Genomic DNA, 24,940 nt, shown 5'->3' with positions numbered 1-24,940 from the left:
ATGCGATTGGGACGGATCGTCATCGCGCCTTAGGTCGTCGTTCGGGCATGATCTTTTCGGACGACCGCTGCGCACTCTTCCGGATCATGCTCAGCCCGCCATCCTATTTTGGCGGGTTCGCGTCGAGGGCCTGCTTGCAGGCCGCGGACAAGCTCGCGTAACTGTCACTTAGGCATTTGCGAATGCGGCCGCCGCCCGGCATCGTTCTCGCGCAGAGGCGCGAATAGTCTGCCTTGCAGGCCTGCTTTGCCTCGTTCCGCGCGTCCTGCGCGGAAGCTTGCGACAGAAACAGCACCAGAAGTGCGATCAAGCTCGCGGCCGCGAGAGCCGCACGCACATAGACGGGAGCGCGCCGCGAGAAACTCACTGCCGGTCCGCTTGCCGCCGTCCCAAATCGTTGCACCATGTCATCTCCACCAATTCGCAGACATCGATGTAGGTGATACGTCTGGACGGACCGAATCCCTCGTTCACCCTGCCAGACTCAGCGAAAATAACCGCCGACGAGTTGGCGGCGTCCTTTCGGCGAAATTCGTTCCAGCATCTCGACGAAGGTTGCGACGACGAGATCACCTATCTTCAGCCGCTTGTCGCGGGCATCCTTCACGGCCGCTTCCAACTCGGCCCTGTCCAGATTCGTCTGTGCCGCGGCCTTCATGGCCTTCATCAGGGCATGCCGGTACTCGGTCTGGAGAGGCAGCAGCTCGGCCTCCTTGCCCTGATAGATACTCCACAGGATCTCTGCGTCTTCCTTCGGCAATCTCTCCGCCACACGCTCGATCATCCGGAGCGGCAGACCCGCGCCCGGCACGAGGCCGCCGGGCTGCAGCCATTGCATCGAGACATAGGTGAGCAGGATAACGTTGAGGCAGAGCGACAGCAGCACGAGCGCTCGCAAGGGAGTGGACGATTCTCGCCAGAACTTCATTGCACCGATCCAAAACCGATTGCGTAGACGTCGAAGACGCCGCTCACGACGGACAAGGGGTCCGACGACGGATGAACATAGGGAATCGCCCCCGCCAGCCACACGCCCACCATCACGGAGCAGGCGAGGCTTGCGGCGGGAACGAGAGCCGGCCAGCGCAGCAGGCGGCGATGCCATGGCGGCCGATGCTGCTGCGGCATCGCGGCCAGTCTTTGCAGCACGAGCAAGCTTGAACGATCCGCCCTTTCCGTCTCGATCTCCGGGGCGACCGCAAGGAGGCGGTCGATGCGCGCCTGCCGATCCAGGACGGCAGCCCCTTCCGCACTCGCCGCAAGTCGCCGCGCGGCCTCGCGCGTTGCCGCGGGCCAGCGCTCGACATCGCCTCCCCACGTCTCGGCCAATCGTCTGAACTGATCGGGCGTCATGCGTAGCTCCCCGTGTCCTGTATTCTCTGAACATTTGCTTTGAGCGCCGTGCGGGCGCGGCCCAGCAGCGATTCGAACGCCTTGGCGCTGAGGTTCATCGCCTTCGCCGCCTCCTCGCCGCTCAACCCCTCCATGTGGAAAAGCGCGATCGCGCCGCGCTGGCGGTCCGACAGTGCGAGCATTGCGCGGTTGAGAAGGCGGAACTCCTCATCGGCGATCAGCCGCTCGACCGCGTGCGGCCCCGTATCGGGCACATCACCGGCCGCATCGAGCGGCTGGAACGTACGGCGCCTCGTGCGGTCGAACGTCAGATTGAGGACGATGCGGTAGAGCCAGGTCGTGAATTTCGCAACCTGCGGATCGAACGAAGCCGCGTGAGTCCAGACGCGCATGAACGCCTCCTGGCCGATGTCATCGGCCTCGACCGGATCGCGGACGATCCGCTCGGCGACCCGCAGCGCCCGCGGCATGTGACGCCGCATCAGAATACGAAACGCATGCTGCCGCCGCGCCGAAACCTCCGCCATCAAGGCCTCGTCCGATGGCTCTTCCATCATCTCGACCTGTTGCCCTGGCCTGCGGCCGTCGTTGCTGCTGAGTGCGAGCCGGTCCCGGCCGGGAGAGATATGCCGCATTGCCGGGACGCACCGCCGCCTCAATTGAGGCACCTGCGGCAACAAGCCGCGATCCCCCAGTCAAAAGCGCCAATACACGCCGGCTCGAACGGTATGCGTATCGAGCCTGGATTCGCGCTCACCAAAAGCGGTCGCCCCGACCGTCTGTGCTCCGAGCGTCTTTGATCCGAAGTTATCATAGAGATATTCGAGCCGAAGCGACGCCGGCCGGGCGAAGCGGAATTCCGCGCCCGCTCCGATCGACCAGCCGATTCGGGTGTCGCTCCAGTTCGCAACAGTGCCGCTCGCATTGTCGAACGCCTTGCTCTCCACGCCTGCGATCGCAAGGCCGCCGCTGGCGAACAGCAGCGTCCGGTCGAAAGCGTAGCCGATGCGCCCACGCAGATGGCTATTCCAGTTGACGGCGGATTGAAGCTGCGTGACGGCGGGGGTCGGCGCAAAGCCGGTATCGATGGTCGCGCGCGCATCGACGAAGTTCACATCGCCCTCGATGCCGGCGACGATCCGGCCCCATTGCGCCGAGAAGCCCGCCGTGGCGCCTACCGTGGCTCCCTTCGGATCGACGAAGTGAAATTCACCGGTGGTCGGAAACGAGACCTCGGAGCGGCCCGACAGATAGCCGGCCTGGACGCCGAAATAGGGCCCGGCCCAGCTCAAGAGAGCCGCTGACGCGGCCTGGGCTTGCGGCGGAGGTGAGAAAGGCAGCCTCAGATCGGCCGCCGCGACGTGGCCAGCCCCCATGGCAGAACCGATGACCACCGCGGCGAGCGTCACTCCAAATCGCGCTATCATGCTGAAATTCCCAATCCGAGACCGGCGGAAGTTCGCCGCACATGACGAATACGGCGCAAGCCACACTTTCCTTCGCTCAGCGCGCGCTTTTTTCCGGCGGGACCCCGCCCGCATCGCTTCTTTGCCGTTACTTCGCCAATCGGGGCTGCTATGCCCCCTGCCATGACCGATCTTGTGGATACCAAACAGCCGTACCGAGCACGCTCGGATGCGCCGCCAAACCATCTCGCGCAGGAATTCGTCGAGACGCTGCGCCTCGCCGTGCCATTGATGCTGACGCAGCTCGGGCAGATCGCGATGATCACCACCGATCTCGCGATGATCGGGCGGCTCGGCGAGGATGCGGTGGCCGCGGCCGCGCTGGCCCATACGGTCTATTTCGTCAGCTTCACCTTCGGGCTCGGATTGACGTCCGCCGTGTCGCCGCTGGCGGCGCAGGCGTTCGGCGCCGGCGATGTCAGGCTGATCCGCCGCTCCTTGCGCGTCGGGCTTTGGGTCGCACTGCTGATCTCGCTGCCGATGATGGCCTCGCCGCTCTATGGCGAGCAAATCCTGCTCGCGCTCGGACAGGCCCCGCATTCGGCCAGCCTTGCCCAGCACTACCTGAACGGACTTGCCTGGGGCATTGCACCGGCGCTCGGCTTCATCGCCCTGCGTGGCATGATGAGCGCGGTGAACCGGCCGCAGGCGCCATTGTGGATCACGGTGGCGGCGATCCCGGTCAATGCCGTCCTCGTCTACGTCCTGATCCACGGCCTGTTCGGCCTGCCGGAGCTCGGCCTGTTCGGCGCGGGGCTGGCGACCACGCTGGTCAACCTCGGCACCTTCATCGCCGCGCTCGCGATTGCCGCATGGCGCAAGCCGTTCGCGGATTATCATCCGCTCGCGAATCTCTGGCGGATCGACTGGCCGTTGATGCGCCAGCTGATCGCGGTCGGCGCGCCGATCTCGTTTGCGCTGCTGATGGAGTACGGCCTGTTCTCCTCGGCGGCGCTGCTGATGGGCTTGATCTCGACCGCCGCGATTGCCGCGCACCAGATCGCGCTCCAGGTCACGGCCGTGCTGTTCATGGTCCCGCTCGGCATCGGCATGGCCGCGACGGTGCGGGTCGGCCACGCCTTCGGCCGCAACGATCCGGCGGCGGTGAGGCGCGCAGGGCTCGCCGCGGGCGTGCTCGGAATAGCTCTCGTCTCCGCCCTGACCGTCGCGATCATCCTCGGTCGCTACGAACTGGGCCGACTGTTCTTCGGCAGCAGCGGAGCGAGCGCAGCGACCGTCGAGCTGACGGCGACGCTGCTGGTGGTCGGCGCCACCTTCTTCATCGCCGACGGCCTCCAGACCATCATGGGCGGTGCGCTGCGCGGCCTCAACGACACCAGGATGACGCTGGTGTTCGCGGTGATCGGCTATTGGTGCGTCGCCTTTCCCGTCGCCTGGCTGCTGGCATTTCACACAAGACTGGGCGCGACCGGCGTCTGGGTCGGGTTCTCGATCGGCACGTTCGTCTATGCCGGGCTCCTGGTCTTGCGCTTCCGGTTGCTGACGCGCAGATTGGCGGGATGATCGGGATGGTCCGCGAAGTCACGCCGGAGGTCGACGCCAGTGCAGTGCTGGCCGGCGCCCAGTTCATCGACGCGTTTCGCGTGGAAGTCGGCGCGACGGCCGTAAATGCCCGCGAGGCCTGCACCAGGATGGTGCTGGACGGGCCGCGCTGGATCGACGCGCTGCTGCGCCTGCGCAACATTCTGGTGAAGCCGTTCGGATTGAAAACATCAGGCGAAGGCGCCCCGGCGCCGCACGGCCTGATCGGCCTGTTTCCGGTGCTGAGCGAGACACCGGAGCAGCTCGTCGCCGGCTTCGACGATTCGCACCTCGATTTCCGCATCGTCGTCGACGTTTCAGGCAATGCCGCGAGCCGGCAGGTGACCTCGACCACGCTGGTGCGCACGCACAACTTGCTCGGCCGGACCTATCTCGCGCTGATCATGCCCTTCCACAAGCTCGTCGTCCGCAACATGATGGGACGGATCGTGGAGCCTGTCCGATGACACTGTCCGTCGACCTCTTCTACTCCTATCGGAGCCCTTACAGCTATCTGGCACTGCCCAAGACACTGAAGCTCGTCGAACAGTATGACCTCGCAGTGAACTTGCGTCCGGTCTATCCGCTGGCGATCCGCGAGCCGGGCTTCTTCAAGAAAACCAACCCGCAATTCATTCGCTATGTGGTGCTCGACAGCGCGCGCGTGGCGGAGCACGAGGGCATTCCGTTCCGCTTTCCCCGGCCCAATCCGATCGTGCAGGACCTGACCACGCTCGAGGTCGCGGCGGAGCAGCCCTACATCCATCGCCTGACCCGGCTGGGCGCCATGGCGCAGCTCGAAGGGCGCTCGCTTGCATTCACCTACGCGATCGCGCGCGTATTGTGGGACGGCTCGGTCTCGGGGTGGAACGAGGGCGATCATCTGGCGCGCGCGGCTGAGCAAGCCGGCTTCGATCTCGCGGCGATGGATGCCGCCATCACCGCCGACCCGGACCGCTACGAGCAGGTGATCGCGGAGAACGAGAAGGACCACGCGGCCTCCGGCCATTGGGGCGTGCCGACCTTCGTGTTCGAGAACGAGCCGTTCTTCGGCCAGGACCGCATCGATCTCCTCATCTGGCGCATGCAGGGCAAGGGCCTGCCCAAGCGGTAGCTTACTCCGCCACTCGCGCGGACTTGCCGGCCGCTGCCTCCGACCATTCGCCGACGACGCGGTCGAGATCGCAGAGATTCTGGTGCATCTGCTCCAGCGAGAAGCCGAGCGCGAAGAAACGCTCGGCGGTGTCGCCGGGCTGGCCACGGAGCAGGCCGTCCCGGCGAACGGACGCGACCGCCTCGGCGTAATGCTGGAGCGCGACATGCACGGGATGAATCGGCGGTGCGCCCGCGCCTTCGCGCAAGGCGGCGGCCGCCGAACGCAGGAAGCGCGCGATCACGGTCGACACTTCCGTGAGCGGAGCAGCCAACCGCATCTGCACCTCGGCCGGCAGCGGCACCACCGTGGCCCGGCCGATCATCACGACGTCATGGCGCAGCCGCAGGATGGTCCGCAGCAAGGGGCCCGTGTCCGGGCCGCTCGACAGCCGCGCAGCGCGCTCGCGCTCGGCTTCGGAGCCGATCGCGTTGAGGCTGACCATGGCGGTGCCGATGCCGTCCTGGATCCGGTGCAGCGCGTCGTTGTCGCGGCCGCGCGTCAGGCCCGCGAGCAGCTCGGTGAAGGCATCTGCGATCAATTCGAGCAGCGTCGCCGCGCTGGCGCGGATCTGCCGCACCGCGCGCGAGGGCAGCACCAGGAACGAGACCAGCAGCCCCGTGACGGCGCCGACCGCGACCTCGCTGACCCGGTCGATCGCCGAGGTCAGGGGATCGGCATGATGCAGGGTCGGGACCAGGAGCACGATCACCGCGGTGACCGTGGCCGCGCTGAGGCTCGGATTGATCGCGGCGATGAAGGCGAGCGGGGCGACGGAGAGGACCAGAAGCCCCAGCAGACCGGCTTCGCTGGAATAAGGGATCAGGATCGCGATGGCGCCGCCATAGACGGCGCCGCCAATGGTGCCCAGCATGTAGTCGCGCGTCGCCTTCAACGAGCGGCCGACGCTCATCTGGGTCACGATCAGCGAGGTCAGCACCGCCCAGAGCGGCAGCAACAGATGCAGCGCGGTCGCAATCGCATAGGCCGCAGCCGCGGCCACCGTGACCCGGATCGCCAGCCCCAATTGCGTCCGCCGCGACCTGATATGGTCGAACAGCTCATTTTTGAGTGCCATCGAAGTCCCGGTCCGATCCTGGAAGCCAAGCAAAAGCATGGCTGATGCCCGCAGCCCCAAGGCCGCTTGAAAGGCTAAATCAGCCCGCCTAACTTGCGCGCCAAAACGAGGAAACACGATGGCCCACGAAACCGCAACGCTCGCCGCCTATGTCTTCGACCTGAAATACCAGGATATTCCGGCCGAGGTGCTGGATCGCGCAAAAGTGCTGACGCTGGACTTCCTCGGCAGCGCGATCCGGGCGCGACGCGAGGCCGAATCGACCCCGTCGATGCTGAAAATGCTGGAGGCGCTGGCGCTCGACACCAAGGGCGAATCGACCGTGTTCGGCGACAGCAAGACCTGGACGCCGGCGGTCGCGGCGCTGCTGAACGGCGCGCTCGGCCATTCCCTCGACTTCGACGACACCCACGCCGATTCCTCGCTGCATCCGAGCGCGCCGGTGGTTCCTGCGGCCTTCGCCGTCGGCGAGATGGTCGGCGCGTCCGGCCGCGACGTGCTGACCGCGATCGTTGCGGGTTATGAGGTCTGCTGCCGGCTCGGCAACGCGCTCGACCCGACCTCGCATTATGCGCGCGGCTTCCACCCGACCGCGACCGCCGGCACCTACGGCGCCGCCGCGGCGGCCGGAAAACTGTTCGGCCTCAGCGAGAAGCAACTCATCGCCGCGTTCGGCGTCTCCGGCAGCCAGGCCGCGGGCTCGCTGCAATTTCTGGTCAACGGCGCCTGGAACAAGCGCTACCAGGTCGGCGCCGCCGCGATGAACGGCGTGATCGCCGCGACGCTGGCGCGCAACGATTTCGTCGGCGCGACGGAATCGGTCGAGGGCAAGCACGGCCTGCTCGCCGGCTATACCGACGACGCGCATCCGGACAAGGCGGTCGCCGAGCTCGGCAAGACCTACGAGACCATGAAGATCGGCGTGAAGCCCTATCCGAGCTGCCGCTATACTCATGCCGCGATCGACGCGCTGATCGCGATGCGGCGCGAGCACAATCTCACGCCGGACCAGGTCAAGCGCGTCGAGATCGGCCTGCACCGCAACGGCATCACGCTGACCGGGGATGCAGCGACCAAGCGCCACCCGCGCTCGATCGTCGGCGGCCAGTTCTCGATGTTCTTCACCGGCGCGCTCGCGCTCGACCAGGGTTCATTCGGCTGGGACGATTACAACCGGCTCGGCGATGCCGCGATCGACGCGCTGGCCGACAAGTTCGACGTGGTGCAGGACGACCGACTGGAGATCGGCCGCACCCATCCGTTCGGCGCCCGCGTCAGCATCACGACGGATGATGGCGTGCACGAGCGGCTCTATGCCGATCCGTCCGGAGAGCCGAATTCATTTCCGGACACGCAGGCGATGCAGCAGAAATTCCTGACACTCGCCCGCCCGGTGCTCAACGCCCGCGCGGAGAAGTTCGCGGATGCGATCATGACGCTGGAGCGGTTCGATCGCGTGGCGCAGGCGACGGAATTGGGAAGGTAGTGGATCTCTTCGCCTCTCCCCGCTTGCGGGGAGAGGCCGGAATCCAAGCGCAGCTTGGATTCCGGGTGAGGGGGATTCTCCGCGAGTCCGATTGTCACCTCCCTTGCGGAGACTCCCCCTCACCCCAACCCTCACCCCGCAAGCGGGGAGAGGGAGAAGAGATGGCGCGCGTGGCCGCCACCACGTCGCGCACGAGGTCGAACACGCCGTCCGCTTCCGGTGGCGCGTTCGGCGAGCGTCCCATGCGCACGATCACCAGCTTCTCCGACGGGATCACGATGGTGTATTGCCCGATCGTACCCTTGGCGAAGAAGGCATCGCGCGGCCAGCCGTGCTCCACGCGAAACTTCGCGCCAAAACTGTCGCCCTGGTTGGTCCAGAAGCCGGCGCCGATGCCGACCCACGCGTTCGGCGTGGGCGTCGCCGTGTAGCTCACCCAACCCTCAGGGAGGATGCGCTTGCTGCCGGCGACGCCGTCATTGAGATAGAGCTGGCCGAAGCGCGCCCAGTCGCGCGCGGATGCGAGCATCTCGCTCGATCCTTCGATCGTGCCCGAGCCATCGAGCTGGAGCACGACATGGCGCATGCCGAGCGGCGCGAACAATTCGTGGCGCGCGAAGCGGAGCGCGTCGGCGGGGTTGCCGCCGGTGGCAACGCGGATCAGATGCGAGAGGATGAGGATGTTGCCGTCGTGATAGTTCCACGCCATGCCCGGCGCGGTCTCGAGCGGGCCGGTCTCGGCATAGCCGGCCATGTCGGTCTCAGCGAATTTCATCCGGTTGACCGGCTCGAAAGCGGAGCCGAGAGAGGCCTGCAGCGAGCTGCCGAGTGCAAGGCCCGCGGTGTGGCGCAGCAGCTGATCGACGGTGATGGTATGGCGCGGATCATCCGGATCTTTCCAGGCCGCGACCGGCGCGGGCCCATCGAGCCTGAGCTTGCCCTGGCGAACCAGCACGCCAATCAAGGCCGAGATCACCGACTTCGTCATGGAAAAGCCGAGCAGCGGCGTCTCAGGCCCGATGCCGTCGGCGTAGCGCTCGGCGATGGTGCGCCCGGCCTTCACCACGACGATGGCGCGGGTGCGGCGGTGGGGCGGCTGCGCGGGCTCGGTGAAGGCACGGTCCAGCGCGGCGGCAAGTGAGGGGCTTTGCGGCGGCACAATCGCGGGGCCGGCGATCGCGGGCAACAATGCCGGCTGCCCGTCGTCTGCAGGCGGCTCGACGACGGTAACGCCTGCGCCGTGCTCAAGCGTGCAACCCAGGCCCTCGCGATAGACAGCGTGGCTGCGGCCGATGCCGAACAACGTCACCGTGACATCCTTGCGCGCGCGATCGATCTGGTAATCCATCGCCCAGCTGATCAAGCCGGTGCCCGGCATCGCGTCAGTGGTCTCCGCGAAGGTGCGCCTGGGATCGAGGCCGGAGACGAACGTCTCGGAGCACAGGATGTCGGCCACGAAGCCGGTGGCGACCTTCGGCACGTCGCGAGCGCGGGCGGCGCCGAGCGCGATACCGGCAGCGGCGATGGTGGTGGTGAGCAGGACGATCTTGCGGCGGCGGGTCACAGGCTTTCTCTCCGGCTTGGGGGCATGCAGGGAGGAAGCCGGAGCCGGCTGAGGCGCGCTCGCCGGATTTGGAAAATGGCCCTCTGGAAACTGTATCGCGGCTCGCCGATTCTGAAATTTCTTCGATAATACAATAACCTATGAATCAGGCCGCATTGACCTTCAGCCGCCGATATTCCGTCGGTGTCACGCCGGTCACGGCCTTGAAGGCACGGTTGAAGGGGCCGAGCGACTGGAAGCCGGCGTCCATGGCGATGGTGATGACGGGGACCTCGGCCTGGGCGGGATCGGCAAGCGCGGCCTTGGCCTCCTCGATGCGGTGATTGTTCAGGAACACATTGAAGTTGCGGTAGCCGAGGCGCTGGTTGATCAGCCGGCGCAGGCGGTATTCGGGAATCCTCAGCCGGCCCGCCAGCACGCCGATGGTGATGTTCTCCTGACGATAGATCCGCTCGTCCGCCATCAGCCGCATCAGGGCATCGATGAGTTTCTGGTCGGCGTCCTCGGCCACAGGCTGGACCGGCGCGATCGCCGGTGCGGGCTCTGGCGCAATCGGAAACAGATCGGCGCCATCAACGCGCAACATTGCGTAGGCAATCGCGGCAACGACGCAGGCGAGCACGCCTGTATTGATCGTGTTGGCGACATCGCCTGCGCTGCCGGCAACGAGGATCTGAAGCAGCGCATTCAACCCGCCATAGAGCGCGGCGGCACAGACGATGAAGACACGAACATTGCGGCGGCGCTCGACCAGATCGGCGGACCACGATCCGATCGTCTGCGCCACGGCGAGCGCGATGAAACCGAGCACGATCAGGTTCACTGCCGTCACGGAGAAGCGCATGTTGCCGCCGGGCGCGATCCAGAGACACCCGACAAGGCTGAAGGCAGTCACTGCCGCCCAGATCAACGCGTGCCACGATCGCAGGCGAAATTCGTCATCGAACAGCGCGCGCGTGAACAACCAGAACACCACGATGTTGCCAGTCGAGAGCGCAATCAGCGGTGCATGCCACGCCGGGACCAGCGACGATACGCCGATCGAATAGCTCGCCGCATGCGCGGCCGAGCCGAGTGCGAAGGCCGCGCCGAGGCGGGCGGCGAGGACATTGCGGAAATCGGCGAGTAATGACGCCGCCAGCACCAGCAGCAGCGCGACGCTGGCAGCGCGAAAGGCGAGCTCGGTTGCGGCAAGGGTCATCGGCTGGGGCCAACGGTCGCGGTTGAAGGCCGCCAAACATCGTTGGTTGCGCCAGGTTTTTCAAGAACCATCCGCATGCCACGCCTTGAGCCACCCCCACCGCTCTCATCGCCCGGCCTTGACCGGGCGATCCAGTAATCCGAGACAGTAGTGATGAATCGAGAGGCTGCGGCGTACTGGATCGCCCGCCTTCGCGGGCGATGACAGCGGAGTATGAGGCCTCATTGCGACACGACGTCTTGTCCGGGCTTTTCCGCGACGATGCTGCGAAATCCTGCTACGATCGGACTCACTGAGATACGAAAAGGAGTCCCTCCCATGAGCTGGCAACCCTCGAACGATCCCGTGCTCGGCGATCCCATGTCCTGCGATGCGCTCGATCTCGTCATTGTGCCGCGCACGCGCGATCTCGGTGACGGGTTCGCGGTGCGGCGGGCGTTGCCGCACGGCAAGCGGCAGATGGTCGGGCCCTTCATCTTCTTCGACCATTTCGGCCCGGTGCAGTTCGTCTCCGGCAAGGGCATGGACGTGCGACCGCATCCGCATATCGGGCTCGCCACCGTCACCTATCTGTTCGATGGCGCGATCATGCATCGCGACAGCGAGGGCAACGTCCAGGAGATCGCGCCGGGTGCGATGAATCTGATGACGGCCGGCCGCGGCATCGCGCATTCCGAACGCACGCCGGACGCGCAGCGCGCCTCGGGCCAGAAGATGCTGGGATTGCAGAGTTGGATCGCGCTGCCGGCCGGATCGGAAGAGATCGCGCCGTCGTTCCAGCACTACGCCGCCGGCGAACTGCCGATGATCTCCGAGCGCGATTTTACCGCACGCGTGATCGCGGGCTCGTCCTTCGGCATCGCCTCGCCCGTCACGATGGTGTCGCCCTGGTTCTACACCGAGGTCACGGCAGTCGCGGGCGCGACCGTGCCGCTCGATCCTGATCATGAGGAGCGCGCGATTTACGTGGTGGAGGGCGAGGTCGAGATCGCGAACGAACGTTACGAGGGGCCGCGCCTCCTGATCTTCCGGCCCGGCGACCGCATCACCGTGAAGGCGCTGAAGGCGACGCGGATGATGTTTCTCGGCGGCGATGCGCTGGAGGGCCCGCGCCACATCTGGTGGAATTTCGTCTCCTCCAGCAAGGAGCGGATCGAGCAGGCCAAGCAGGACTGGAAAACCGGCCGCTTCGCGGCAGTTCCGCAGGAACACGAGTTCATTCCGCTGCCGGAATAGGCTAATCGGGTTTCCGGCTGCGCCATCCGGCGCGGCCGGTTCATTGCCTGAAGGCCCTGCCTGCGAAAGCCATACCGATGTCCACCATGCTCTCCAGCGACCTGCCCCTGCCCAAGATCGGACGCGGCAAGGTGCGCGATATCTACGCCGTCGACGATGATCGTCTGCTGCTGGTCACCACCGACCGCATCAGCGCCTTCGACGTGGTGATGGCCGAGACCATCCCGATGAAGGGCGCCGTGCTGACGCAGATCAGCGCGTGGTGGTTCAATGAACTCGAAGGCGTGGTGCCGCATCACATGATCAGCGCGGACACCGACGAGATCGTCGCGGCCGTGCCGGCGTTGAAACCGCACCGCGCCGAGATCCTCGGCCGCGCCATGCTGTGCAAGCGGACCACCGTATTCCCGATCGAATGCGTAATCCGCGGCTATCTCTCGGGCTCCGCCTGGAAGGAATATGCCGCGAGCGGCACGCTGGCCGGCGAGAAGCTGAAGGCCGGCCTCGTCGAAAGCGAGAAGCTGGAGCCCGCGATCTTCAGCCCGGCGACCAAGGCCGAGAGCGGCCATGACGAGAACATCACCATCGCAAGGATGCGCGAGGTCGTCGGCGACGAGGTCGCCTACACGCTGGAGAGCATGACACGCGCGATCTACACGCTCGGCGAGGAGCTGGCACGGGAGCAGGGCATCATCATCGCCGACACCAAGTTCGAGTTCGGCCGCGACAAGGACGGCCGCATCATCCTAATCGACGAGGTGATGACACCGGATTCCTCGCGCTTCTGGGCGGTGGACGCCTACAAGCCCGGCCAGCCGCAGGCGAGCTTCGACAAGCAGCCCTTGCGCGACTATCTCGACGTCGAACGCCGCGCCGGCCGCTGGAACGGCGACGCCCCGCCGCCCCCACTGCCGGCCAGCGTCGTCGATGCAACCAGCAAACGATATCTGGAAGCGTATCGGCGCGTGACCGGGAAAGAGCTGAAGATCTAGCGCACACTATCGTCGTCCCGGCGCGACGCGCTTGTCTCAGGCGTCCGTCGGATTGCGGTCGTCGCTTCGACGCCAACGACGATGCCGTTGTCGACATCGACCATGTCGTTGGCGGAATAGGCGCAGGAACACTTGCCCACCATGGGCTCCCGTTCAGCGGCTGCCGGATCAGCAGGTGAGACGAACTTGGCTGGCGCGTGGCGCGATGCTCGTCTGCGGCATGCCGACGAAGATGCCGGCCTTATCAGTTCGGCTCACCGGGCCAAGCAGCACGAGAAAGAATGGCAGCCATCACGCACTAGTGAAAGTTACAACAGGATAGCCGCGGCGCTTGCGGGTGAACACAAAGGCCGGCAGGTGCGACCAACGTTCTACAGCGGAAGAGTTGGCAACAGCGCCTGCCTCAGCCGGCCGCATTTCAGGAGGTTCGAGGCAGCATTTTGGTATCCCAGGAGACACCATATGCAGCTGAAAGATAAAGTCGGACGGGTCGCGGCGACGGGTCGAAGCTGCCAGAACTGGAAAAAGGACCAGGAGCTGGTCATTTCGCTGCTCAACAAGATCTCCATTTCCGACGGTGGTGCTGAGAACATGCTCAAGCCGCAGCTGGTCGTGACCGGTCACGCCAGCGATAGCCTCTACACCTCGATTCTGTATTTCCAAAAGAAGAACTTTCCCGGCACGCCTGACGGTTACATCCGGCCTGCGGGCCCGACATTCAAGCGGCTCGCTGAACTGTCGACAAAGGCGGCCGCCAAGCCCGCCCCGCAAAAGGGCCAGTGGGATGCCGTCGCTACTCCTTCCGTCAATTCTGCACTTAGCAAAGGCATCGCCGACGATTTAAAGCTGGATTACGCGGAGGTGGTCGATATCATCCGGGCCACCGTCACGGACGGCATGGTCACCGCATTCGAGCTGGACGACCTGCTCACCATTGCGAATACCTCCAGGACGCTCTCCCCTACTTCGAAAAAGCTCATCAACCTCTTCGTCGGCGACGAGCAGAAGAAGTGGCTTGGGATCGGACCGTACGACCTCAATTCGGATCACAAGAAACTCGCCGCAGACATGGTCTGCGATTTCCTGAAGAACACGAGGACCACGTTCTTTCCGAAGCTCGACCCGCACCGCGTCGGCATCGGTATTCTCAGGCGCATCGCGAAACCGAGCCTCATCGATCAGGATAAGGGAAGTCTGTGCGGGCCTTCCGCGCTGATGTTCAGCTACGCATCCGATAAGCCGGGGCACTACGCGCGGTTCGCGATCGACCTGTATCAGAAGGGACAGGCGACTCTTGGCCGCCTGCTGATCAAGCCGGGAAAGGATGTGAGGAACTACACGCCGCCCTGGTCGCTGGACCATGTCGATTGGCTGACGTGCGCCTCCATACGCGATTCAGAGAATTGGTTCCTCGATTTCGACGACACGGGCAGAATCAGCGATCTTGCCGGCGTCACCCTGCCGAGCGAGATGGAGCAATGGTTCCGCAAGGCCGGATACCGGGACGTGCGCGAGAATACCAACATTTCGCGATTCAACAAAGGCATCGCCGATGTAAACGAAGCCAACACCCTGCTCGACAAGGGGTATCGCGTATGCCTCTTCATAAGCGCCAATATGACGGACTATGATGATCAGTCCGATAAAGGCTCCGCGTTCACGATGCACTGGGTCGTGCTGCGCGAGAAGATACAGGTCGCGAACGGGTCCGTGAAGGCGAAGGTTTTCTCATGGGGCAATGGCGACTACGAGATCCCGCACCCGAATAAAACCGGCGCCATAAAGCCCCTCGCCACCAAGGACTTCCTCATGAATTTTTACGGGTACGTTGCTGCCAAGGCGTGATTGGCGTGAAGCCCTGGCTGATCCCGCCTTCGACGGCCGCGCGTGTGCCGGCCGGCGAAAAGATGCGGGCCGTGAAGGCGAAGATCGCGCACAAAGGCCGGGGCTACACCCCCGCCATCATCACGTATTTGATCTCGACATATTCTTCCATGCCGTGATGCGAGCCTTCGCGCCCGAGGCCGCTCTCCTTGACGCCGCCGAAGGGCGCGACTTCCGTGGTGATGAGACCGGTGTTGACGCCGACCATGCCTGATTCCAGCGCTTCGGCGACGCGCCAGACGCGGCCGAGATCGCGGGAGTAGAAGTAGGAGGCCAGGCCGAACGGCGAGGCGTTGCACATCGCAACCACATCGGCTTCGTCCTTGAAGCGGATGACAGGCGCGAGCGGGCCGAAGGTTTCCTCCTGCGCCACCAGCGAGTCCGGCTTGACGTCGGCCAGCACCGTCGGCTCGAAGAAGGAGCGTCCGAGCTCGCTGCGCTTGCCGCCGGTGACGACCTTGGCGCCGCGCTTCACGGCATCGGCGATGTGGCGCTCCACCTTGTCGACGGCCTTCATGTTGATCAGCGGGCCCTGGGTGACGCCGCTCTCGGTGCCGTCGCCGATCTTCATCGCCGCGACCTTCTTCGAGAGCTTCTGCACGAACTCGTCGTAGATCTTGTCCTGGGCGTAGAGGCGGTTGGCGCAGACGCAGGTCTGGCCCATGTTGCGGTATTTCGAGACGATGGCGCCTTCGACCGCGGCGTCGATGTCGGCGTCGTCGAACACCACGAACGGCGCATTGCCGCCGAGCTCGAGGCCGAGCCGCTTCACGCCGACCGAAGCCTGCTGATACAGGATCTTGCCGACCGCGGTCGAGCCGGTGAAGCCGACGAAGCGCACGGCCGGATGCTCGCACAACACCTTGCCGATCGGCGGGGCATCGCCGGTGACGATGTTGAAGACGCCCTTGGGCACGCCCGCCTTCTCGGCAAGCGCGGCAAGCGCGAGCGCCGACAGCGGCGTCTCGTTGGCGGGCTTGAGCACCACGGTGCAACCGGCGGCGAGCGCCGGGGACACCTTGCGCGTGATCATCGAGTTCGGGAAATTCCACGGCGTGATCGCACCGCAAACGCCGATCGGCTGCTTGATCGCGAGCAGCCGCGCATCGGGACGCTGCGTCGGGATGGTCTCGCCATAGACGCGCCTCGCCTCCTCGGCGAAGAACTCGACATAGGCGCCGCCGATGTCGACCTCGCCGAGTGCCTCGGTGAGCGGCTTGCCCTGCTCGGAGGTGAGGATCAGCGCGAGGTCCTCGCGATTGGCGACGATCAGCTCGAACCATTTGCGCAGGATGTTGGAGCGCTGCTTGGCGGTGTGCTTGGCCCAGGCCGGAAAGGCGCGCTCGGCGGCTTCGACCGCCCTGGTCGTCTCCTCGGCACCAAGCTGCGGAACCTTGGCGAGCTCGACGCCGGTGGCGGGATTGTTGACCGCAAAGACCGGCGTGCCGACCCAGGCGCCGTCGATGTAGCAGGCTTCCTTGAGCAGCGACGGATCCTTCAACCGGTCGCGCAGATTGGACGTGGCTTGCGGGGCGCGTGCGGCGGCAGTCGGGGTCATGGCGTTACTCCCTGGGGGCGATCGGATCGGCCGCAATATAGGGACGGACGATGCGCAATGCACCGTCCTGCAACGCACGTCAGATGGCAGCTAGACTGGCAGCGGCCTTAGGCCGCGCCGCTCATATAGGTCTCGCGACGGCCGATCATGCGCTCGGCCGCGGCCTTGGCATCGGCCTTCGTGGACGTCGCGCACGTCCGGTATTCGAGATCGGGGACTGAAGAGGTGTCGCGACGGCCGAACCATGACCTCGAGCCGATCGGCAGCAGCGCCAGCGCCTGGGCCAGATTGTCGACGGCGCCGAACGAATAGAGTGCGCCGGTGCCGGCGATGCGGACCTCGTAAATGCCGGGCGAAATCGGCGCCTCCAGGTTCTCGCCGCGTCCCTGACGGGGATAGCGCTTCCAGTCGCTCCAGGTCGAAATCATCTGAGGTCCCCCTCGCCACCCATCCACGGACGGCAGCATTTGCATCAAGTCTTAGTCGGCCCATGGATCGGACCGGGTCCTGAACGCGGCAGCTCACGAAATGTTTCAGCCGTCCGAAACCGCGTGAAACCTATCGCCTGGAGCCCCATCCAGGGTGAGGGCGGCGCGCGGGTGTCTACCGCAGATTGCGAAGGAGCGTCGCCGTTCACCCCCGTTGTCGTCCTGCGTGGGGCCAAGAGCGTCAAGTCACGACATCGCGACCGGCGCACGCGCGTAGATGCCCGCTTGCCGCGCCGGGCATGTGGGACGACAATCGATCACTTCCAACAATAATCAAACCCGAGGAAACGCCATGCAAAGCAAAGCACAGATCGATGAGATTCTGCGTCAGAAGAGCGAGGCCAAGGAGATTCCCGGCGTCGTCGCTATCGCCGCGAGCTGTAACGACGTGCTGTACCAGGGCGCGTTCGGCAAGCGCGATTTGGCCAAGCCCGATCCGATGACCGATGACAGCGTGTTCTGGATCGCATCGATGACGAAGGCGGTGACCACAGCGGGCGCGATGCAGCTGGTCGAGCAGGGCAAGCTGTCGCTGGATACGCCGATCGGCGATGTCCTGCCCGATCTCGCCAATCCGCAGGTGCTGGAAGGCTTCGATGCCAACGGCCAGGCGAAGCTGCGCCCGGCGAAGGGACCGATCACGCTGCGCCAGCTCATGACCCACACTGCCGGCTTCTGCTACAATATGTGGAACGGCGATCTCGCGGTCTATCTGGACAAGAACGGCATCCCCGCCATCACCACCTGCCAGAATGCGGCACTGAAGACCCCGATCATGAGCGACCCCGGCACGCGCTGGGAATACGGCACCAATATCGATTTCGTCGGCAAGGCCGTGGAAGCCGTCAGCGGCAAGCGGCTCGATGCGTACCTGCGCGACAATTTGTTCGCACCGCTCGGCATGCGCGACACCGCTTTCAAGATCACCGACGACATGCGTAAGCGCCTGGTCGGCATGCATGCGCGCGGCGAGGACGGCCAGCTGGCAGCGATCCCGTTCGAGCTGGAACAGGAGCCGGAATTCCACATGGGCGGCGGCGGGCTCTATTCGACGGCGGCCGACTACATCAAGTTCACCCGGATGATCCTCAACAAGGGCCGCGGCAACGGCAACCAGGTGCTGAAGGCCGAGACCGTCGCGACCATGGGTCAGAACCACATCGGCGATCTCGCCATGGGGAAGATGACGACGGCGGCGCCGATGTACACCAACGACGTCGATCTCTATCCGGAGCAGGTGAAGAAGTGGGGCCTCAGCTTCATGATCAACACCGCCAAGACCGCCGAGGGACGCAGCGCAGGCAGCCTCGCCTGGGCGGGCCTCGCCAACACCTATTACTGGATCGACCCGGCGCGCGACGTCACCGGCGTGATCCTGATGCAGCTGCTGCCGTTCGCGGATGCGAAATGCCTGGAGGCGTTCGCAGGATTCGAGCGCGGCGTTTATGCCGGGCTCGATGCGGCCGGAAGCGGGCAGAAGGCGGCGTGAGCGTCTGAATGCTCTCGCCACGTGGCATGGCCGGGCTCGTCCCGGCCATGCCGACCGATGAGGATCAAGCTGCTCATTCCATGACGAAAGGATTTTGACGTGTCAGATAAAGCGGACAGCTACGTTTGCGGCATCTCGGATGCGCCGCTGCTCGGCCACACGATCGGCCGGAGTCTCGACCTGGCCGCGCAGCGCTGGGGCAATCGCGAGGCGCTGGTCTCGCCCAGCCACGGCGTGCGATGGACCTGGTCGGAATTCGCCGAACGGGTTGATGCGCTCGCCGCCGGCTTTCTTGCGCTCGGGCTCGAGCGGGGCCAGCGGATCGGCATCTGGTCGTTGAACCGGCCCGAATGGACGCTGACCCAGTTCGCCGCCGCCAAGGCCGGCCTGATCCTGGTGACGATCAATCCGGCCTACCGGCTCAGCGAGCTGGAATTTGCGCTTCGCAAGGTCGGGTGCACCGCGATCGTCGCCGCAACGGCGTTCAAGACCAGCAATTACATGGAGATGCTCAACACGCTGTTGCCGGAGTTGTCATCCGCCAAGCCCGGACAGCTGCATGCGGCACGGCTGCCTGCCCTCCGCAATGTCATCCAGATCGGCAGCCCGGCCGCACCGGGCACGATTGCCTTCGACGAGGTCGCGCGCATGGGCGGCGACCGGCACCGTCAGCAATTGGCCGCGCTCGGCGCCGCCCTGCAATTCGACGATCCCGTCAACATCCAGTTCACCAGTGGCACGACGGGATCGCCCAAGGGGGTGACGCTGACCCACCACAACATCCTCAACAACGGCTATTTCACCGGCCGCGCGATGCGCCTCACCGAGCAGGACCGCATCTGCATTCCGGTGCCGCTCTATCATTGCTTCGGCATGGTGATGGGCAACCTCGCTTCCGTCACGCTCGGCGCCGCGATGGTTTATCCCGGCGAGGGTTTTGACCCGCTTGCGACGCTGCGCACGATCGAGCAGGAGAAATGCACGGCGCTCTACGGCGTGCCGACGATGTTTATCGCCGAACTCGATCACCCCGAATTCGCCGCGTTCGACCTGAAGTCGCTGCGCACCGGCATCATGGCCGGCGCCCCCTGCCCGATCAAGGTGATGAAGCGCGTCAACACCGAGATGAACATGCGCGAGGTCACCATCGCCTACGGCATGACCGAGACCAGTCCGGTCAGCTTCCAGAGCGCGGTGGACGATCCGCTGGAGCGCCGAGTCTCCACGGTCGGACGGATCCATCCGCATGTCGAGGTCAAGGTCGTCGATCTCGAGGGCAAGATCGTCAAGCGCGGCGAGCGGGGCGAGCTGTGTACCCGCGGCTACAGCGTCATGCTGGGCTATTGGGAGGAGAGCGAGAAGACCGCCGACGTGCTCGATGCGAACGGCTGGATGCACACCGGCGACCTCGCCACCATCGACGACGAGGGCTATTGCAACATCGTCGGCCGCATCAAGGACATGGTGATCCGCGGCGGCGAAAACCTCTATCCGCGCGAGATCGAGGAGTTTCTCTATCGTCACCCCAAGATCCAGGACGTGCAGATCTTCGGCGTGGCGGATAGCCGCTATGGTGAGGAGCTCTGCGCCTGGGTCCGCGTCAGATCGGGCGAGACGCTGACGGCCGAGGAGGTCCGCGCCTTCTGCGACGGCCAGATCGCCCACAACAAGATTCCACGCTATGTCGAGTTCGTCGACGAGTTTCCGATGACGGTGACGGGCAAGATCCAGAAATTCGTGATGCGGGATACGGTGGAGCAGCGGCTGGGATTGAAGGCGGCCAAGACGGCGTGAGGGGTTGAGTGCTCTCCCTACACGATGGCTGTCATTCCCCGCGCAGGCGGGGAATCCAGTACGCCGCGGCTTCTCGATCGATCACAGCCTGCTCGGAGTACTGGATCGCCCGGTCTTCGCCGGGCGATGACAGCTGAGGATGGGCGCGACTTCGTCTATGCCGTGAGACCGCGCTGTTGCGCCAGCTCCTTCAACGACACCTGCGGGCGGGCACCGATGTGCTGAATCACTTCGGCGGCGGCGAGTGCGCCGAGTTCGCCGCACTGCTTGTAGGCGAGATTGCGTGCCAGGCCGAACAGGAAGCCGGCAGCGAAGAGATCGCCGGCGCCGGTGGTGTCGACCACCTTGTCGACCGGGAACGCCGGCGCGGCAACGGCGTCTTCCACCGAGACCACCATGCAGCCCTTCTCGCTGCGGGTGACGACGCCGAGATTGACGTCATTGCGCAGCTGCTTCAGCGCGGTGTCGAAGTCCGAAGTCATGTAGAGCGAATGCAGCTCGGATTCGTTGGCGAAGACGATGTCGACGGTGCCGTTACGCATCAACGAGAGAAACTCGTCGCGATAGCGGTCGACGCAGAAGGAATCCGACAGCGTCAGCGCCACCTTGCGCCTGGCGTCATGGGCGATCTTGGCCGCCTTGACGAAGGCATCCTTGGCGTTCTTGGGGTCCCAGAGATAGCCCTCGAGATAGACGATGCCGGCGCTCGCGATCTCGGCCGGGTCGATATCGGCGGGCGACAGGTCCTGCGCCGCGCCGAGATAGGTGTTCATCGTGCGCTCGCCGTCGCCGGTGACCAGGATGTAGGAGCAGCCGGTGGCGGGGCCGTCCTTTGCGGCGGGCGTGTTGAAGGCGACGCCGGCGGCGCGGATGTCATGGACATAGAGCTTGCCGATCTGGTCGTCCTTGACCTTGCCGACATAGGCGGCGCGTGCCCCCAGGCTGCCGATGCCGACGATGGTGTTGGCGGCCGAGCCACCCGAGACTTCCGTGGCCGGACCCATGTCCTTGTAGATGGCGGCCGCGCGCGCCTCGTCGATCAGCGACATGCTGCCCTTGGCCATGCCATGCCTGGCCAGAAAGGCCTCGTCGGTCCTGACCAGCACGTCGAACAGCGCGTTGCCGATGCCGAGAACGTCATATTTCACGTCAGCCATTCACCTTGATCCTGTTTGCCGGATTGCGGACCTTACGGAAATCCGCTTCCTGTCGGCCTGAAATCCAAGCTCGCGGCCTATCATGACCGGGCCGGCGCGGGCAAGCAACGGTATGATAAAGGGCCGATGATCCGCTCCTTCCTCACCGTCTCGACGGGAACGCTGGCCTCGCGGCTGCTGGGTTTTGCCCGCGATTCCATGATTGCGGCGCTGCTCGGCACCGGCGCCGTGGCAGATGCGTTTCTCGCGGCGTTTCAGCTGGTCAACGTGGTGCGCCGGCTGCTCAGCGAGGGCGCGCTGAACGCGGCGCTGATCCCGGCCTGGCTGCGCATCAGGGATCGCGACGGGGCGGCAGCCGCAGCGGCGTTCGCCGGGCGCGTGCTCGGCACGGTCAGCGCGGCCCTGATCGCGATCTCCATCCTGCTCGCATTGCTGATGCCGCTGGTCATCACGGTCGTCGCACCGGGCTTCCTTGGCAGCGGCACGCTCGATCGCGCGGTCGAGAGTGCGCGGCTGATGCTGCCCTACCTCGCCTTTGCCGGCCCGGTCACCGTGCTGATGGGATTGCTCAATGCGCAGGGCCGCTTCGCGCTGACGGCGTTCTCGCCCCTGTTGTTCAACATCGCGCTGATCGCCGCGATCGCGGTGCTGCTGGTCTGGCGGGCTGACGCCGGTTTCGCTGCGTGGGTGTTGGCGGCCACCGTCGGCATCGCCGGCCTGCTGCAACTCCTGATGCTGCTGTCGCAGCGAAGCGCGCATCTTGCGACGCCGCTACGCGCCAGTTTCGACAAGGAGATGCGCGGCTTCTTCGCCAAGGCGATCCCCGGCATGCTCGCAAGCTCGGGCCCGCAATGGCTGATGGTCGCGGGCGCGATCATCGCCTCCGCGACACCATCGGCGGTGTCCTGGCTGTATTTCGCCAACCGCCTGATCGAGCTGCCGCTCGGCATCGTCGGCGTCGCCATGGGCACGGTGCTGGTGCCGGAGCTGACACGCGCCGTCGCTAGCTCCGATCGCGACGCGGTGGCGCATGCCGAATCGCGCGCGCTGGAGCTTGCAGCCGGGCTGGCGCTGCCGGCGACGCTTGGTCTGATCGTGCTGGCCGAGCCGATCGTGCGGCTGCTGTTCGAGCATGGCGCGTTTGGCGCGCATGACAGTGCGGCGACGGCGCATGCGTTGATGTGGCTGGCGCTGGGCCTGCCGGCGCACGTGCTGATCAAGGCGTTGTCGCCGGCGTTCTATGCCCGCAGCGACACGATGACGCCACTCATGGCCACCGCCAAAGGCTTTGTGGTCGCAGTCGCTCTCGCCGTGCTGCTCGGTCATTTCTTCGGCACCAGCGGGATCGCGGCGAGCATCGCGGCCGGCGCCTGGAGCAGCGCGCTCTCGCTGCTCGGCAAGGGCACCAGCGCGTTCGGCTTCTCGATCGACGCCAGCGCCCGCACGCGATTGCCGCGGATCGTGCTGGCCGCGATCGCCATGGGCGCCCTGCTCTGGCTGACCGCGGGACTGGTGCCGGCCGAGACTCATGGTTTCATCAAATTCGTCGTGCTGGCTTTGCAGATCGCGGCCGGGATCGCCGTCTACGGCCTGCTGCTGCAGATCCTCGGCGCCGCCTCCTGGCGCGAGGCGGTTAACGCACTGAAACGACCCAGCTAAACCCGCGAGCCCAGCGAAAGACCCTTGACGGGGCAGCGCCGCTGTTGGAAACGACGGCCGAATACCTATGGGAAGGCTGACCATGCCATTCGTTGAACGGGTCTTTTCGGGCGTCCAGCCGACGGGCAATCTGCACCTCGGCAATTATCTCGGCGCGATCGTCAACTTCGTGAAGATGCAGGAAACCCACAACTGCATCTATTGCGTCGTCGACATGCACGCGATCACGCAGGGCGTCGACGTCTGGGGCGGCCCGGCCGAGCTCACGCGCAACACCCGCGAGGTGACCGCCGCGTTCATCGCGGCCGGCATCGATCCCAAGAAGCACATCGTGTTCAACCAGAGCCAGGTCTCGGGCCATGCCGAGCTCGCCTGGATCTTCAACTGCGTCGCCCGGATGGGCTGGCTCGGCCGCATGACCCAGTTCAAGGAGAAGGCCGGCAAGGACCGCGAGAACGCGTCCGTTGGCCTGTTCGACTACCCTGTGCTGATGGCCGCCGACATCCTGGTGTACCGCGCCACCCACGTTCCGGTCGGCGAGGACCAGAAGCAGCATCTGGAGCTCTCGCGCGACATCGCGCAGAAGTTCAACAACGACTTCGGCGACTCCATCCGCGCCCAGGGCAACAATGACGGGCTGTTCTTCCCACTGCCGGAACCCTTGATCACCGGCCCGGCGACGCGTGTGATGAGCCTGCGCGACGGCACCAAGAAGATGTCGAAGTCGGACGCCTCCGACAATTCGCGCATCAACCTCACCGACGACGCCGACACCATCGCGCAGAAGATCCGCAAGGCGAAGACCGATCCGGAGCCGCTGCCGACGGAGGAAAAGGGCCTGGAAGCCCGCCCCGAGGCCGACAACCTCGTCGGCATCTTCGCCGCGCTCTCCGGCCGCTCCAAGGCCGAGGTGCTCCGCGAGTTCGGCGGCGGCCAGTTCTCCAGCTTCAAGAACGCGCTGGCGGAGCTCTGCGTCACCAAGCTCGCGCCGATCGCCGGCGAGATGAAGCGCCTCGTCGCCGACCCCGGCCATATCGACGCGATCCTCATCGACGGCTCCGACCGGGCCCGCGCCATCGCCGACGAGACGATGAAGCTCTCCAAGGACATCGTCGGCTTCATCCGCCGGCGCTAAGGCGCGCTTCGCAACACCGGCTGGCGCCACGGCGCCAGCCGCTTCGCCTCTCCCAAACATCGCGGGAGTGTGGCAGCATGGTCCCCATGCACATTCCGGGACATGCATGACCAGCAAGCGACTTTGCTACGAGCCGGGCCACAAGCCCAAATGCCTCGTCATCGTCGATGACACCGCCGAATGGGATCGCGCCGTCTATTACGCCAGCCGCTGGGCGATCCGCGCCGGCGGCGGCGTGGTGATGCTGCGCATCATCGAGCCTGAGCAGCAGAGCCAGGAATGGCTTGGCGTCGCCGACATCATGCGCGCCGAGGCCCAGGAAGCGGCGGAGGCCGCGCTCGACCGCGCCGCCGGCCGCGCCAACGGCATCGCCGCGATCACGCCGGAACGGGTGATCCGCGAAGGCGCCGCGATGGAACAGCTGCTCGCAGTGATCGATGAGGACCCCGACATCGCGATGCTGGTGCTGGCTGCCAGTCCCGGCGCGGAAGGGCCGGGGCCGCTGGTCGGGTTGCTGGCGCACGAGTTGGGCGCATTCCCGGTGCCGGTGACCATCATCTCGGGCGCGCTGAGCGACGAAAGCGTGGATTCGCTGTCGTAGGTCCTCGGTCTCGGAGGCGGCCGTCAGTGGATGGCCGGGTCAGGCTGGGCCACGACGATTGGCGATTTCGGCACCCTAACCTACTGATATGACAACGAAACAGT

General features: G+C 65.3%; 23 protein-coding genes. 12 read left to right on the top strand and 11 right to left on the bottom strand.

The annotated features are described in order from the left end of the window. Positions 1–103 precede the first annotated feature (103 nt). The 5 genes from IVB23_RS21855 to IVB23_RS21835 all read right to left on the bottom strand — a co-directional run bounded on the left by IVB23_RS21855 (position 104) and on the right by IVB23_RS21835 (position 2,780). Positions 104–406, bottom strand: a complete 303-nt coding sequence (locus IVB23_RS21855) for a hypothetical protein (RefSeq protein WP_247799957.1) — start codon at positions 404–406, stop codon at positions 104–106. 78 nt (positions 407–484) lie between these two features. Continuing rightward, positions 485–886 (bottom strand): periplasmic heavy metal sensor, encoded by a 402-nt coding sequence (locus IVB23_RS21850; RefSeq protein ID WP_247799952.1) that lies wholly within the window; start codon positions 884–886, stop codon positions 485–487. Positions 887–924: 38 nt separating this feature from the next. Further along, positions 925–1,353, bottom strand: coding sequence for a hypothetical protein (locus IVB23_RS21845; RefSeq protein WP_247799951.1), 429 nt, complete (start codon positions 1,351–1,353; stop codon positions 925–927). Further along, positions 1,350–2,033 carry an RNA polymerase sigma factor gene (locus IVB23_RS21840; protein ID WP_247799948.1) on the bottom strand — a complete coding sequence of 228 codons (684 nt, stop codon included), beginning with the start codon at positions 2,031–2,033 and terminating at the stop codon, positions 1,350–1,352. The genes IVB23_RS21845 and IVB23_RS21840 overlap by 4 nt, the downstream gene beginning before the upstream one ends. Positions 2,034–2,048: 15 nt before the next feature. Next, positions 2,049–2,780 carry an outer membrane beta-barrel protein gene (locus tag IVB23_RS21835; protein WP_247799946.1) on the bottom strand — a complete coding sequence of 244 codons (732 nt, stop codon included), beginning with the start codon at positions 2,778–2,780 and terminating at the stop codon, positions 2,049–2,051. Between the two features lie 162 nt (positions 2,781–2,942). Here IVB23_RS21835 and IVB23_RS21830 point away from each other — a divergent pair, with 162 nt between their 5' ends. From IVB23_RS21830 to IVB23_RS21820, 3 genes are read left to right on the top strand one after another with little or no spacing between them, the layout of a single operon-like run. Continuing rightward, positions 2,943–4,343: an MATE family efflux transporter gene (locus tag IVB23_RS21830; RefSeq protein WP_247799945.1), complete on the top strand. Its 1,401-nt coding sequence runs from the start codon at positions 2,943–2,945 to the stop codon at positions 4,341–4,343. Continuing rightward, positions 4,340–4,828 (top strand): DUF2867 domain-containing protein, encoded by a 489-nt coding sequence (locus tag IVB23_RS21825; RefSeq protein WP_197965355.1) that lies wholly within the window; start codon positions 4,340–4,342, stop codon positions 4,826–4,828. Before IVB23_RS21830 ends, IVB23_RS21825 begins: the two co-directional genes overlap by 4 nt. Further along, positions 4,825–5,475 carry a 2-hydroxychromene-2-carboxylate isomerase gene (locus IVB23_RS21820; protein ID WP_247799944.1) on the top strand — a complete coding sequence of 217 codons (651 nt, stop codon included), beginning with the start codon at positions 4,825–4,827 and terminating at the stop codon, positions 5,473–5,475. The genes IVB23_RS21825 and IVB23_RS21820 overlap by 4 nt, the downstream gene beginning before the upstream one ends. Position 5,476: 1 nt before the next feature. Here the strand turns inward: IVB23_RS21820 and IVB23_RS21815 are convergent, their stop codons facing one another. Beyond that, positions 5,477–6,592 carry an FUSC family protein gene (locus tag IVB23_RS21815; protein WP_247799943.1) on the bottom strand — a complete coding sequence of 372 codons (1,116 nt, stop codon included), beginning with the start codon at positions 6,590–6,592 and terminating at the stop codon, positions 5,477–5,479. Positions 6,593–6,710: 118 nt separating this feature from the next. Between IVB23_RS21815 and IVB23_RS21810 the strand changes: the two genes are divergently transcribed. Then, the gene (locus tag IVB23_RS21810; protein ID WP_247799942.1) at positions 6,711–8,078 is read left to right on the top strand and encodes an MmgE/PrpD family protein; all 1,368 of its coding nucleotides are present in this window, start codon (positions 6,711–6,713) and stop codon (positions 8,076–8,078) included. A 94-nt stretch (positions 8,079–8,172) separates the two neighbouring features. On the opposite strand, the gene IVB23_RS21805 is transcribed toward IVB23_RS21810, so the two are convergent. Beyond that, positions 8,173–9,642, bottom strand: a complete 1,470-nt coding sequence (locus tag IVB23_RS21805) for a serine hydrolase (protein ID WP_247799937.1) — start codon at positions 9,640–9,642, stop codon at positions 8,173–8,175. A gap of 145 nt (positions 9,643–9,787) precedes the next feature. After that, positions 9,788–10,843: a helix-turn-helix domain-containing protein gene (locus tag IVB23_RS21800; RefSeq protein WP_247799936.1), complete on the bottom strand. Its 1,056-nt coding sequence runs from the start codon at positions 10,841–10,843 to the stop codon at positions 9,788–9,790. 318 nt (positions 10,844–11,161) lie between these two features. Between IVB23_RS21800 and IVB23_RS21795 the strand changes: the two genes are divergently transcribed. The 3 genes from IVB23_RS21795 to IVB23_RS21785 all read left to right on the top strand — a co-directional run bounded on the left by IVB23_RS21795 (position 11,162) and on the right by IVB23_RS21785 (position 14,916). Beyond that, positions 11,162–12,079: a pirin family protein gene (locus tag IVB23_RS21795; protein WP_028178100.1), complete on the top strand. Its 918-nt coding sequence runs from the start codon at positions 11,162–11,164 to the stop codon at positions 12,077–12,079. A gap of 77 nt (positions 12,080–12,156) precedes the next feature. Next, positions 12,157–13,071: a phosphoribosylaminoimidazolesuccinocarboxamide synthase gene (locus IVB23_RS21790; RefSeq protein WP_247799935.1), complete on the top strand. Its 915-nt coding sequence runs from the start codon at positions 12,157–12,159 to the stop codon at positions 13,069–13,071. Between the two features lie 462 nt (positions 13,072–13,533). Then, the gene (locus tag IVB23_RS21785) at positions 13,534–14,916 is read left to right on the top strand and encodes a hypothetical protein (protein WP_247799932.1); all 1,383 of its coding nucleotides are present in this window, start codon (positions 13,534–13,536) and stop codon (positions 14,914–14,916) included. Between the two features lie 103 nt (positions 14,917–15,019). Here the strand turns inward: IVB23_RS21785 and IVB23_RS21780 are convergent, their stop codons facing one another. Both IVB23_RS21780 and IVB23_RS21775 read right to left on the bottom strand, forming a co-directional pair. Further along, entirely contained in the window at positions 15,020–16,513 is a 1,494-nt protein-coding gene (locus IVB23_RS21780; RefSeq protein WP_247799931.1) for an NAD-dependent succinate-semialdehyde dehydrogenase, read from the bottom strand. Positions 16,514–16,620: 107 nt separating this feature from the next. Next, a complete protein-coding gene (locus IVB23_RS21775) occupies positions 16,621–16,941 on the bottom strand; it encodes a hypothetical protein (RefSeq protein ID WP_061879900.1) in 321 nt (106 codons plus the stop codon). 352 nt (positions 16,942–17,293) lie between these two features. Between IVB23_RS21775 and IVB23_RS21770 the strand changes: the two genes are divergently transcribed. Then, complete coding sequence (locus IVB23_RS21770; RefSeq protein ID WP_247799930.1) at positions 17,294–18,490, top strand: serine hydrolase domain-containing protein; 1,197 nt, start codon at positions 17,294–17,296, stop codon at positions 18,488–18,490. A 99-nt stretch (positions 18,491–18,589) separates the two neighbouring features. Further along, on the top strand, positions 18,590–20,284 hold the full coding sequence (locus tag IVB23_RS21765) for an AMP-binding protein (protein WP_247799929.1): 1,695 nt from the start codon (positions 18,590–18,592) through the stop codon (positions 20,282–20,284). Between the two features lie 155 nt (positions 20,285–20,439). Here the strand turns inward: IVB23_RS21765 and IVB23_RS21760 are convergent, their stop codons facing one another. Further along, a complete protein-coding gene (locus IVB23_RS21760; RefSeq protein ID WP_247799928.1) occupies positions 20,440–21,441 on the bottom strand; it encodes an adenosine kinase in 1,002 nt (333 codons plus the stop codon). 126 nt (positions 21,442–21,567) lie between these two features. Here IVB23_RS21760 and murJ point away from each other — a divergent pair, with 126 nt between their 5' ends. The 3 genes from murJ to IVB23_RS21745 all read left to right on the top strand — a co-directional run bounded on the left by murJ (position 21,568) and on the right by IVB23_RS21745 (position 24,836). Beyond that, a complete protein-coding gene (gene murJ, locus IVB23_RS21755) occupies positions 21,568–23,100 on the top strand; it encodes a murein biosynthesis integral membrane protein MurJ (RefSeq protein WP_247799927.1) in 1,533 nt (510 codons plus the stop codon). Between the two features lie 82 nt (positions 23,101–23,182). Beyond that, positions 23,183–24,235 (top strand): tryptophan--tRNA ligase, encoded by a 1,053-nt coding sequence (gene trpS, locus IVB23_RS21750; RefSeq protein ID WP_061880264.1) that lies wholly within the window; start codon positions 23,183–23,185, stop codon positions 24,233–24,235. Between the two features lie 106 nt (positions 24,236–24,341). Next, entirely contained in the window at positions 24,342–24,836 is a 495-nt protein-coding gene (locus IVB23_RS21745; protein WP_061879904.1) for a universal stress protein, read from the top strand. Positions 24,837–24,940 lie beyond the last annotated feature (104 nt).

The organism is Bradyrhizobium sp. 191, from assembly GCF_023100985.1.
Lineage (GTDB): Bacteria > Pseudomonadota > Alphaproteobacteria > Rhizobiales > Xanthobacteraceae > Bradyrhizobium > Bradyrhizobium diversitatis.
The sequence above is the reverse complement of the archived record's forward strand: the minus strand, read 5'-3'. Positions and strand labels throughout refer to the sequence as shown.

Bases quoted from the DNA above. Each gene is read 5' to 3' on its own strand.
- IVB23_RS21795 (WP_028178100.1), top strand. From the start codon at position 11,162: ATGAGCTGGCAACCCTCGAACGATCCCGTGCTCGGCGATCCCATGTCC.
- IVB23_RS21810 (WP_247799942.1), top strand. From the start codon at position 6,711: ATGGCCCACGAAACCGCAACGCTCGCCGCCTATGTCTTCGACCTGAAA.
- IVB23_RS21825 (WP_197965355.1), top strand. From the start codon at position 4,340: ATGATCGGGATGGTCCGCGAAGTCACGCCGGAGGTCGACGCCAGTGCA.
- IVB23_RS21835 (WP_247799946.1), bottom strand. From the start codon at position 2,780: ATGATAGCGCGATTTGGAGTGACGCTCGCCGCGGTGGTCATCGGTTCT.
- IVB23_RS21790 (WP_247799935.1), top strand. From the start codon at position 12,157: ATGTCCACCATGCTCTCCAGCGACCTGCCCCTGCCCAAGATCGGACGC.
- IVB23_RS21800 (WP_247799936.1), bottom strand. From the start codon at position 10,843: ATGACCCTTGCCGCAACCGAGCTCGCCTTTCGCGCTGCCAGCGTCGCG.
- IVB23_RS21820 (WP_247799944.1), top strand. From the start codon at position 4,825: ATGACACTGTCCGTCGACCTCTTCTACTCCTATCGGAGCCCTTACAGC.
- IVB23_RS21815 (WP_247799943.1), bottom strand. From the start codon at position 6,592: ATGGCACTCAAAAATGAGCTGTTCGACCATATCAGGTCGCGGCGGACG.
- IVB23_RS21785 (WP_247799932.1), top strand. From the start codon at position 13,534: ATGCAGCTGAAAGATAAAGTCGGACGGGTCGCGGCGACGGGTCGAAGC.
- IVB23_RS21855 (WP_247799957.1), bottom strand. From the start codon at position 406: ATGGTGCAACGATTTGGGACGGCGGCAAGCGGACCGGCAGTGAGTTTC.
- IVB23_RS21780 (WP_247799931.1), bottom strand. From the start codon at position 16,513: ATGACCCCGACTGCCGCCGCACGCGCCCCGCAAGCCACGTCCAATCTG.
- IVB23_RS21775 (WP_061879900.1), bottom strand. From the start codon at position 16,941: ATGATTTCGACCTGGAGCGACTGGAAGCGCTATCCCCGTCAGGGACGC.
- IVB23_RS21760 (WP_247799928.1), bottom strand. From the start codon at position 21,441: ATGGCTGACGTGAAATATGACGTTCTCGGCATCGGCAACGCGCTGTTC.
- IVB23_RS21845 (WP_247799951.1), bottom strand. From the start codon at position 1,353: ATGACGCCCGATCAGTTCAGACGATTGGCCGAGACGTGGGGAGGCGAT.
- trpS (WP_061880264.1), top strand. From the start codon at position 23,183: ATGCCATTCGTTGAACGGGTCTTTTCGGGCGTCCAGCCGACGGGCAAT.
- murJ (WP_247799927.1), top strand. From the start codon at position 21,568: ATGATCCGCTCCTTCCTCACCGTCTCGACGGGAACGCTGGCCTCGCGG.
- IVB23_RS21770 (WP_247799930.1), top strand. From the start codon at position 17,294: ATGCAAAGCAAAGCACAGATCGATGAGATTCTGCGTCAGAAGAGCGAG.
- IVB23_RS21745 (WP_061879904.1), top strand. From the start codon at position 24,342: ATGACCAGCAAGCGACTTTGCTACGAGCCGGGCCACAAGCCCAAATGC.
- IVB23_RS21830 (WP_247799945.1), top strand. From the start codon at position 2,943: ATGACCGATCTTGTGGATACCAAACAGCCGTACCGAGCACGCTCGGAT.